Annotated in this window: 9 protein-coding genes and 2 pseudogenes; 9 read left to right on the top strand and 2 right to left on the bottom strand. The window is 73.1% G+C overall.

Annotated features, from left to right (window positions below; all coding sequences use genetic code 11):
• Both ABZ371_RS23455 and ABZ371_RS23460 read left to right on the top strand, forming a co-directional pair.
• Window positions 1-350 (top strand): annotated as a pseudogene (locus ABZ371_RS23455) (sigma-70 family RNA polymerase sigma factor); the annotation flags it as partial.
• Between the two features lie 37 nt (window positions 351-387).
• Window positions 388-891: a GNAT family N-acetyltransferase gene (locus ABZ371_RS23460; protein WP_358682916.1), complete on the top strand. Its 504-nt coding sequence runs from the start codon at window positions 388-390 to the stop codon at window positions 889-891.
• A gap of 28 nt (window positions 892-919) precedes the next feature.
• Here the strand turns inward: ABZ371_RS23460 and ABZ371_RS23465 are convergent, their stop codons facing one another.
• Complete coding sequence (locus ABZ371_RS23465; RefSeq protein WP_358682932.1) at window positions 920-1,357, bottom strand: hypothetical protein; 438 nt, start codon at window positions 1,355-1,357, stop codon at window positions 920-922.
• A gap of 11 nt (window positions 1,358-1,368) precedes the next feature.
• Window positions 1,369-1,728 carry a hypothetical protein gene (locus ABZ371_RS23470; protein ID WP_358682918.1) on the bottom strand — a complete coding sequence of 120 codons (360 nt, stop codon included), beginning with the start codon at window positions 1,726-1,728 and terminating at the stop codon, window positions 1,369-1,371.
• A 575-nt stretch (window positions 1,729-2,303) separates the two neighbouring features.
• Here ABZ371_RS23470 and ABZ371_RS23475 point away from each other — a divergent pair.
• From ABZ371_RS23475 to ABZ371_RS23505, 7 genes and pseudogenes are all read left to right on the top strand, one after another.
• Window positions 2,304-3,374: an ATP-binding cassette domain-containing protein gene (locus tag ABZ371_RS23475; RefSeq protein WP_358682920.1), complete on the top strand. Its 1,071-nt coding sequence runs from the start codon at window positions 2,304-2,306 to the stop codon at window positions 3,372-3,374.
• Window positions 3,371-4,039, top strand: coding sequence for a methionine ABC transporter permease (locus tag ABZ371_RS23480; protein WP_358682922.1), 669 nt, complete (start codon window positions 3,371-3,373; stop codon window positions 4,037-4,039). Before ABZ371_RS23475 ends, ABZ371_RS23480 begins: the two co-directional genes overlap by 4 nt.
• A gap of 73 nt (window positions 4,040-4,112) precedes the next feature.
• Entirely contained in the window at window positions 4,113-4,979 is an 867-nt protein-coding gene (locus tag ABZ371_RS23485; protein ID WP_358682924.1) for a MetQ/NlpA family ABC transporter substrate-binding protein, read from the top strand.
• A 100-nt stretch (window positions 4,980-5,079) separates the two neighbouring features.
• Window positions 5,080-5,766, top strand: coding sequence for a GNAT family N-acetyltransferase (locus ABZ371_RS23490; protein WP_358682926.1), 687 nt, complete (start codon window positions 5,080-5,082; stop codon window positions 5,764-5,766).
• A 247-nt stretch (window positions 5,767-6,013) separates the two neighbouring features.
• Window positions 6,014-7,282: a precorrin-6y C5,15-methyltransferase (decarboxylating) subunit CbiE gene (cbiE, locus tag ABZ371_RS23495; protein WP_358682928.1), complete on the top strand. Its 1,269-nt coding sequence runs from the start codon at window positions 6,014-6,016 to the stop codon at window positions 7,280-7,282.
• A gap of 4 nt (window positions 7,283-7,286) precedes the next feature.
• On the top strand, window positions 7,287-7,565 hold the full coding sequence (locus ABZ371_RS23500) for a hypothetical protein (RefSeq protein ID WP_358682930.1): 279 nt from the start codon (window positions 7,287-7,289) through the stop codon (window positions 7,563-7,565).
• A gap of 19 nt (window positions 7,566-7,584) precedes the next feature.
• Window positions 7,585-9,620 (top strand): annotated as a pseudogene (locus tag ABZ371_RS23505) (hypothetical protein); the annotation flags it as partial.

The raw sequence follows: 9,620 nt of genomic DNA on the forward strand, positions 1-9,620 counted from the left end.
GGCTCGGGCGTGGCCGTGGGCTACCTGGGGCGCCCCGAACTGACAGCCGAACGCTTCGTCGTCCTCGACATGACGCCCCGGACGACTGGAGCGGCTGCCCCGAGCGGATCGTCCTGGGGGCCGACGAACGCCGGGCGCTGCGGGCCGCGGTGGGGCGGTTACCCGGGAGATGCCCCCGGTTACTTGCGGCGATGCTGGCCCCTCACGACCCGACGTACCGCGAAATCGCAGGGGAGTTGGGTATGTCACAGGGGAGTTTGGGCCCGATGCGTTCCCGTTGCCTTGGATGTCTGCGCAGAATGCTCGCGGCGGAGGTTGTGGCTCCTGAACTGCGGGGAATGGAGCGGTAGACAACCGGCGGAGCAGGTGAGCGGGAGGCATGCACACATGGGCATGAGCGTGACCATCTCGGCGGCGACAGCGCAGGACGCCGAGCAGATCTTCAGGCTCCAGTACCTCTGTTTCCAGAGCGAGGCGGAGCTCCACGGCAACTACCGGATCGGGCCGCTCGTCCAGAGCCTCGACTCGGTCCGCGACGAAGTCGCCACCGACCTGGTGTTCGTCGCCCGGCTCGGTGACGAAGTCGTCGGCTCGGTGCGGGGCTTCACGGACGAGGACGGCACCGGCCGGATCGGCAAGCTCTGCGTCCACCCCCGGCTCCGGGGCCACGGCCTCGGCACCCGCCTCCTGCGTGCCGCCGAGTCCGGTCTCTTTGACGGGCGTTCCGCCACGCGCTTCCGCCTGCACACGGGTGAGCGCAGCGAGGGCAACCTGCGGCTCTACCGCAAGGCCGGCTACGCCCGGGTCGGCGACGCCACCGTGGAGGACGGCGTCCGGATCGTCCTGCTGGAGAAGGAGGCCGCCGCACCGGCCTACGTCGCCAGTGCGTGAGCGCCCGCCGGGTGACCGGCGCCCGGGGTCACACGCTCCGGGCCCGTCGCAGCCAGATCATCCCGGTGACCGGCAGGATCACCGGGATGAACAGGTAGCCCATGCCGAAGTCGGACCACACCGTCGCGTCCGGGAACGCGGACGGCTTCGCCAGCGTCCAGGCCCCGACGACCAGCACACCCGCGAGCTCGGCGGCGCAGCACACCAGGGCCGCCCTGCGCGCCTTCTCGCCGCCCCGCACCAGCGAGTACGTGATGAAGCCGTACACGAGGGCGGCGACGGCCGAGAGGACGTACGCCAGCGGCGCGCGGCCGAAGTCCAGGACCATCTGGACGATCGAGCGGGAGGCGGCCGCCACGGTGAACACGCCGTAGAACCAGACCAGTACGCGCCCGGGGCCCGTGCCGAGTTCGAACTGCGGCTTCCGGCCGGGGTGGGGCCCGGCGGAGGTCCCGGTGCGGTCGATGTCGTCCACGGTCAGTTTCCCCAGATGTCGTAGAGCCGCACTTCGAGGACGGCGAGCACCACGGCGCCCGCCGCCACGGTCACCGAACCCCAGCGGGTCCGCTCCGTCAGCGACAGGAAGCCCGCGGCGGGTACGGCCGCGAAGGACCCGATCAGATAGGCGATGAAGATCGTCATGCCCTGGTCCGGCCGCTCGCCCCGGGCGAGTTGCACGATCCCCACCACGAGCTGGGCGAGTGCCAGCGCGGAGACGACGGCCATCCCGATGAAGTGCCAGTCCTTGGTGGGCTGGTCCCGGTAGGCGGCGAGTCCGCACCAGGCGGCGAGGGCGAGCGCGGTCACGGCGACCGCGACCGTCAGGGCGTCGAGCATGAGGCGAGGGTATTACGGACACCGGGCACCGCCGCGTGCGGCCCTGGCACCGGGCCGGCCGGAAGGCGGCCGGCGAAGCGTGGCCTTGGCCACAGCCCGCGCACGGTGAACCGGGGCGGCCCGCCGGGCGGGCGGAGTGCCCGGCTCCCCGTCGTCGCAGGTCAGAGCGGTGGTGCGGGTGCCCGGGAAGAGGGGGCCGGCCATCCACGAGTGTCCGCTATGCGGACAGCCGAGATCGGTCGAAGGTCACGTCTGTTTTACTTGGCCCATGACCACGACGAGCTACCGCAGCCCTGCGACCGAGGCGATCACCACGCCCGGTGCTCGTTGTACGTGTCGAATGCGCGCCTTCTGAGGGCCCCCGCCTGAGCCTCGCGCCCCGAAGCGAGACCGAGCCCGTGCCGGCCGCCCACCCGCGGACCGAGCCCGCCCGGGCATGTGCCGCGCCCGGCCGCCCACCGCGCCCGGCGGCAGTGCCGGACTCCCACCGGTCGACCACCGAGGACAGTCCCACCCGACCAATGCCCCGTGCCCGGCGGACACCGCGCCGCGCACTCGACAGTGACGGAAACCCTGTGATCACCACTTCGGGCCTCACGAAGGTCTACCAGTCACGCGGCCGCGAGGTCACCGCCCTGGACGGCGTGGACCTGCACGTCCGCGAAGGAGAGGTCTACGGCGTCATCGGACAGAGCGGCGCCGGCAAGTCCTCCCTCATCCGCTGCGTCAACCTGCTGGAGCGCCCCACGTCCGGCACCGTGACGGTGGCCGGCCAGGACCTCACCGCACTCGCCGGCCGCGGCCGGCGAGCCGGCAGGGAACTCAGGCGGGCGCGCAGCCGCATCGGCATGGTCTTCCAGCACTTCAACCTGCTGGACTCGCGCACCGTCCGGGACAACGTCGAACTCCCCCTGGAGATCCTCGGCGTCTCCGGGCAGGCCCGCACCCGCAAGGCGCTCGAACTGCTCGACCTCGTCGGCCTCGCCGACAAGGCGAAGGCATACCCCGGGCAGCTCTCCGGTGGACAGAAGCAGCGCGTCGGCATCGCCCGCGCCCTGGCCGGCGACCCCAAGGTGCTCCTCTCCGACGAGGCGACCTCGGCGCTCGACCCCGAGACGACCCGGTCGATCCTGCACCTGCTGCGCGACCTCAACCAGGAACTCGGCCTCACCGTCCTGCTCATCACGCACGAGATGGACGTCGTCAAGACGGTCTGCGACTCGGCCGCCCTGATGAGGCGGGGCCGCATCGTCGAGTCGGGCACCGTCGGCACCCTGCTGGCCACCCCGGGATCCGAACTGGCCCACGAGCTCTTCCCGGTCGGCGGCACCGCGTCCGGCCCCGACCGCACGGTCGTCGACGTCACCTTCCACGGCGAGGCCGCGGCCCGCCCGGTGATCTCGCAGCTCTCCCGGACGTACAACATCGACATCTCGATCCTGGGCGCCGCGATGGACACCGTCGGCGGCAGGCAGATCGGCCGGATGCGCATCGAACTGCCCGGCCGCTTCGAGGAGAACGTCGTCCCGATCGGCTTCCTGCGCGAGCAGGGCCTCCAGGCCGAGATCGTCGACGGCGAACCCGCCGGCACCACGGACATCCCCGCCCAGGCCCCCGCACCGATCACCAAGGAGGTGGCGAAGTGACCTGGTCCGAAATGCAGCCACTGCTCACGCAGGGCACCACCGACACCCTCTACATGGTGCTGTGGTCCACGCTGGTCACCGTGGCCGGCGGACTGCCGCTCGGCATCCTGCTGGTGCTCACCGACAAGGGTGGACTGCTGCAGAACACCGTGGTGAACAAGGTCATCGGCGTGATCGTGAACATCGGCCGCTCGCTGCCCTTCATCATCCTGCTGATCGCCCTCATCCCCTTCACCACCTGGGTCGTCGGCACCTTCATCGGGCCCTCGGCGATGATCGTCCCGCTCGCCGTGGGCGCCATCCCCTTCTTCGCGCGGCTCGTCGAGACGGCGGTGCGCGAGGTCGACCACGGACTCGTCGAGGCGGTCCAGTCGATGGGCGGATCCATACCCACGATCGTCCGCAAGGTCCTCCTCCCGCAGGCCCTGCCCTCCCTCGTCTCCGGTGTCACCACCACCGTCATCGTGCTCATCGGCTACTCGGCGATGGCCGGCGCGGTCGGCGGCGAAGGACTCGGCTCCAAGGCCGTCACCTACGGGTTCCAGCGCTTCGACAACCGGTTCATGCTCATCACCGTCGCACTCCTGATCGTCATCGTGACGGTGATCCAGCTGATCGGCGACGGAGCCGTACGCCTGCTGGCCCGCCGGGGCCGCACCACCTAGACCTCACCCTTCACCAAGCCCCGAACTCCTTGTCCGGGCGCACCACCTTCACCACCGGAAAGAGGCACTCTTCGTGCGTAGCACCATCAAGTTCACCGCCGCCGCGGCGGCCACCGCCGCCCTCGCCCTCGGGCTCAGCGCCTGCGGTACGGACTCCGACCCCGCAGCCAAGGGCGGGAGCGGTGCCGACGCGGACACCACCAAGGCGCTCGTCGTCGCCGCGTCCCCGACGCCGCACGCCGACATCCTGAACTACGTCAGGAAGAACCTGGCCCAGAAGGCCGGTCTCAAGCTGGAGGTCAAGGAGTTCACGGACTACGTCCTGCCGAACACCGCCACCGAGAACGGCCAGGTCGACGCCAACTTCTTCCAGCACAAGCCCTACCTGGACGACTTCAACAAGAAGAACGGCACCCACATCGTGCCCGTCGTCGACGTGCACCTGGAGCCCCTCGGCCTCTACTCCAAGAAGGTCAAGGACATCAAGGACATCAAGGCCGGCCAGACCGTCGCCGTCCCGAACGACACCACCAACGAGGGCCGCGCGCTCCAGCTCCTCGCCGGCAACGGCCTCATCACCCTCAAGGCGGGCGTCGGCACCAACGCCAAGCTCAGCGACATCACGGACAAGAAGGGCCTGCGGTTCAAGGAGCTGGAGGCCGCCACCGTGCCCCGCGCCCTGAACGACGTCGACGCCGCCGTCATCAACGGCAACTACGCCATCGAGGCCGACCTGACGCCCGGCAAGGACTCGCTGGCGCTGGAGAGCGCCGACGGCAACCCGTACGCCAACTTCCTCGCCGTCAAGGAGGGCAACGAGAAGGACGCCCGCGTCCAGAAGCTCGCGAAGCTCCTCAACTCCGACGAGGTCAAGAAGTACATCGAGGACACCTACCAGGGCTCGATCGTCCCCGCCTTCGGGAAGCCCGCCGCTTCCTGACCCCGGACGCCGGGCACCCCGGGCCCCGCACACCCTCCGGCAGGGTGTGCGGGGCTCCGCCGTGCCGACCCGGCCATGCGCACCGGCGTCCCGATGCTGCATGCTGTGTCTTCACACGGTCTTCGGCATGGAGCTGCGCATGACTACCACCTTCCCGTCCATCTCCATCAGCACGGACAGGTTGGTGCTGCGCCCCTTCGACATGGCGGACGTCCCCGCGTACATCGAGATGATGAACGACGAACTCGTCACCGCGTGGATCGACGGTCCGCACCCCTACACCCAGGTCGACGCCGAACGGTGGGTCCGCAGGATCGCCCCCGCCGAACGCACCCAGGGCCGGGGGATCGTCCTCGCCGTCACCGAGTTCCTCACCCAGCGTCTCGTCGGCTCCGTCCGGCTCCTCAACACCGACTGGCGCACGCTGGCCACCGAGGTCCGCTACATCACCGCCCCCTGGGCGCGCGGCGAGGGCTACGCCACCGAGTCCGTGCTGGCCCTCGCCGAATGGCTCTTCCGGGACCAGGCCTTCGAGCGCATCGAGTTCCGCACCCCCGCGGACAACACCGCGTCCCAGCAGGTCGCCCAGAAACTGGGCTGCATCAGCGAGGGGGTCCTGCGCAACGCCCGCATAGCCCGCACCCGGACCGAGAACGGCACCGACGGCGGCTGGACCGACATCAGAACCGACCTCATCGTCTGGGGGCTCCTGCCCGAGGACCTGGAGGGCGTCGCCGAACAACTGGCCGACGCCGGGGACTACGGCACCTACAACGACTGGAAGTGACGCGCCCCCGGCCCGGCGACCGTTCGGCCCGGGTCCCCCGCCCCACCCCGTCGGGCCCGCCGTGCCCCGCCCCCACCGACCGCCACGGGCCCTGCCTCGCCCCGCGGCGCCCGGCACCGCGCCGACGGGCTCGTGACCACCCGGCAGCCGCCGGTCACAAGCCCGCCCGGACCGGATACGCTCACCCTTGCCCCGGCACGCCCGTGCGGAGCCCCCACCACCTGCGACACCCTGGAGACTGACGACGATGGCCGACCGGGTCACGGTGATCGGCTGGGACGGCTCGCCACTGACCAGAGCGGCCACGGCCGCACTCTCGGCAGCCACGCTCGTCGCCGGAGCCGCCCACCACCTCGCCCTCCCGGAGATCCCGGAACGCGCGGAACGCGTCCGCCTCGGCAGTGTGGACCTGGCCGCCCGCAGGATCGCCGGTCACCGCGGCAGCCCCGTGGTACTCGCCGACGGCGACCCCGGCTTCTTCGGCGTCGTACGCACCCTGCGCGCGCCCGAACACGGCCTCGAGGTGGAGGTCGTCCCCGCCGTCTCCTCCGTGGCCACCTCATTCGCCCGCGCCGGAATGCCGTGGGACGACGCCCAGATAGTCGTCGCCCACCCGCGCACCCTGCGCCGCGCCGTCAACGTCTGCCGTGCGCACCACAAGGTGGCCGTCCTCACCTCCCCGGGCGCCGGCCCCGCCGAACTCGCCCTGCTCCTTGAAGGGGTTCACCGGACCTTCGTTATCTGCGAGGAACTGGGCACCGCGCGCGAACGCGTCACCGTCCTGACCTCCGACAAGGTCGCCGACCACACCTGGCGCGACCCCAACGTCGTGATCGTCGTCGGCAGCGGCCCCGAGACGTCCGCAGCCGCCTGGATCGGCGGACGCCGGCCCGACGGCCCCCAGGGGGTCCGCGGCTGGGCCCTGCCCGCCGCGGCCTACGGCGCACCCGGCGCACCCCGGAGCCCGGACGGGCGGGGCGAGGGTGGGTCACCCGGTCTGCGCGCCGCCCAACTGGCCCGGCTCGGCCCGCGTACCGGCGACCTCCTCTGGGACATCGGGTCGGGCGGCGGGGCCCTCGCGGTGGAGGCCGCCCGCTTCGGCGCGGCGGTGCTGGCCGTCGACAGCGACCCGGACGCCTGCGCGCGGACGGCGGCGGCGGCCCGCGCCTTCCAGGTGCCCGTCCACGTCGTCCAGGGACGGGCGCCCCACGTACTGGAACGCCTGCCCGAACCGGATGTCGTGCGCATCGGCGGCGGTGGTGTCCCCGTCGTGACCGCGGTCGCCGACCGGCGGCCGGAACGCATCGTCACCCACGCGTCGAACCGGGACGAGGCCGAGGCGCTGGGCGCGGCGCTCGCCGGGAACGGCTACTCCGTCGAGTGCTCACTGCTCCAGTCCGTCGAACTGGACACCTCCGCATGGACCGAACGCGAACGCTCCGTCGTCTTCCTGCTCTCCGCCGTGCGTTCCGACCTCGCCCCCCGGGCTGCCGCGACGGGGCGCGAGGTAGGCTGACCGATTGTTGTACCGCACCCGGCCGTTCGACGGTTCGTTCGTCAATGTCCGGAAAAGGGGAACGTTTTGGTCCGCGATGTGGTACGGCATCACCGGGGGACGCGCAACGTGGCGCAGTCCACAGCGTGCCGTGGCGGAAGTGTTCGCCGCGGCGGCGAACGACCGCGAGAATGTAGACCTCCGCGCGCGTTTCGTGCCGCGCGGCGAGCCCGCTCGTTCTGGTTTGACGAGCACCGGCGTGCCGTGTTTCGGGCACCCCGGCGAAGGGCCGAAGGAGCACTGACGATGGGCGAGGGGTACGCATGACTGACACCGGCCAGATCCCGGGCGAGGGACTGCCGGAGAACGCAGGCATGGTGGAGCAGCCGGGCGTCCCCGCCCCGGACGCCTACACCTTCCTCGAACCCTCCGAGCACACGACCGAGGACGACGACCTCCTCCTGATGCCGGCACCGCAGGGCGCCTGGAGCGAGACGCCGGCGGGCCTGCCCGAGCAGCAGCCGCGTGCGCAGGCCCCGTCCACGCCGCAGGACGCTGCCGGTGGCCACGCCCCCGGCTCCGCGGGCGCCGGCGGCGTACGCGTCGCGGCTCCCGCGCGCTCCTCCGCCGCCCAGGTGCCGGTGGCCGCGCACACCGCCCCTCAGGCCCGGCGCCCCCTGCACCGCGGCCCCGCGACTCCGGAGGCGCCCTCCTACAGCGGGGTGCAGAGCGGCGGTGTGGTGCGATCGCTCGCGGACCGCGGGCCGGCCGGCACGCCGCACAGCCCGATGCCCGCCCGGCACGCGGGACCGGCGACGACCGGACCCGAGTACTACGACATCCCCGCGGACGACGTCTCCGGGCTGCCCGGCCCCCGGCTGGGGGAGGCCCAGCCCCAGGACGCGGCCCCGTGGGGGGCGCAGGCGCCTGACGCGGCGGTCCGGACGGAGCCGGAGGGCACGGTGCAGGCCGAGCCGGAGACCGTGTCCGCACCGGCGCACGCCACGGGACCGGTACCGGCTCCCGACGACGCCGGTGCGGTGTCCGCCGTCGCGTCGGCCGTGCCAGCAGAAACGGTCGTCCCTGAGCCGGTGGCCGGAGCCCCCGAGGAGTCCGACGCGCATCCGGTCGCGCCGGTCGCGGCCGAAGCCCCTGCCGAGAACGTGGCGGACGTGCCGGCCGAGGCGCCCGGCACCCTCAGGGCCGAGGTGCCCGACGTGTCCGAGGAGGCGGCGGCCGCGGACGTCACGGCGGAGCCCGCGACCGGGTTCGTGCCCGTGGCGGCGCCCGTCGCGACCCCGGAAAACGCCACGCCGTCGGCTGTGGCCGACGCGCCCGCGGCACCCGGCGAGCCCGCTCCCGTCGACCCCGCTCCCGCCATCGCCGTTGCCGCCGGGGAGGCGCAGCCCGTGGGGGAGGCCGCTGCGGCGCCGGTGGCCGAGGCCCAGGCCGCCCCGTCCGTGCGGGAGACCGATGCCCCACCGGCGGCCGAGGCGGCTTCGTCCGCCGTCGTCGCGCCGCAGCCCACCGCCGCCGCTGCCGAGCCGTCACCCGCTCCGGAGCCCGCAGCGCCCGAGCCCCAGGAAGTCACCGCTCCCACCGCGGCCATGACCGCGGAGCCCGGGCCGGCGGCTGCCCCCGGGCCCGAGCCGCTCACCGTGCCGGAGACCGTCGCCCAGGCGGAGCCGGTCACGCAGGCCGGACCCGTCCTCGCACCGCAGACCGGCGCCCCGGCGCCTGCGGAGTCGGGAGCGGGCACCGGTGCCGAGAGCCCGGAGAGCACCGAGATCCCGGAGGCCGGCGCCCCGGAGGCCGGCGCCCCGCAGGCCGGCACCCCGCAGGGTGAGACCACGGAGCCTGTGGCGCCGCAGGCCGTCGTGCCCGGGGCCGAGGTGCCGGTGCCCGAGGTGCCCGAGGCCGCGGTGCCGCAGGCCGTCGTAGCCGAAGCCGAAGCGCCGGAGGCAGCAGGGCCGCAGGCCGAGGCGCCTGAGGCAGAAGCGCCTGAAGCCGAGGCGCCTGAGGCCGTCGTGCCCGGGGCCGAGGCGCCCGGGGTCGAGATGCCGGTGCCCCAGGCCCCCGAGGCCGTGGCGCCGCAGGCCCTCGTAGCCGAAGCCGACGCGCCCGAGAGCGTGTCGTCCGAAGCCGCGCTGCCGGTTCCCGAGGCGCCGGAGGTACCTGAGGTGCCCGGGGTGCCCGAGGCCGTGGTGCCGGAGGCCGTGGTGCCGGAGGCCGCACCGCCGGTGCCCGAGGTGCCCGGGACCGGCCCCGTGGTGCCGCAGGCCCTCGCACCCGAGGCCGCCACGCCGGAAGCGCGGGCCCCCGAGGCCGGTGCCCCGCGGGCAGAGGACCCGCGGGCCGG

The sequence above is a fragment of the Streptomyces sp. NPDC005899 genome (assembly GCF_040629645.1).
Lineage (GTDB): Bacteria > Actinomycetota > Actinomycetes > Streptomycetales > Streptomycetaceae > Streptomyces.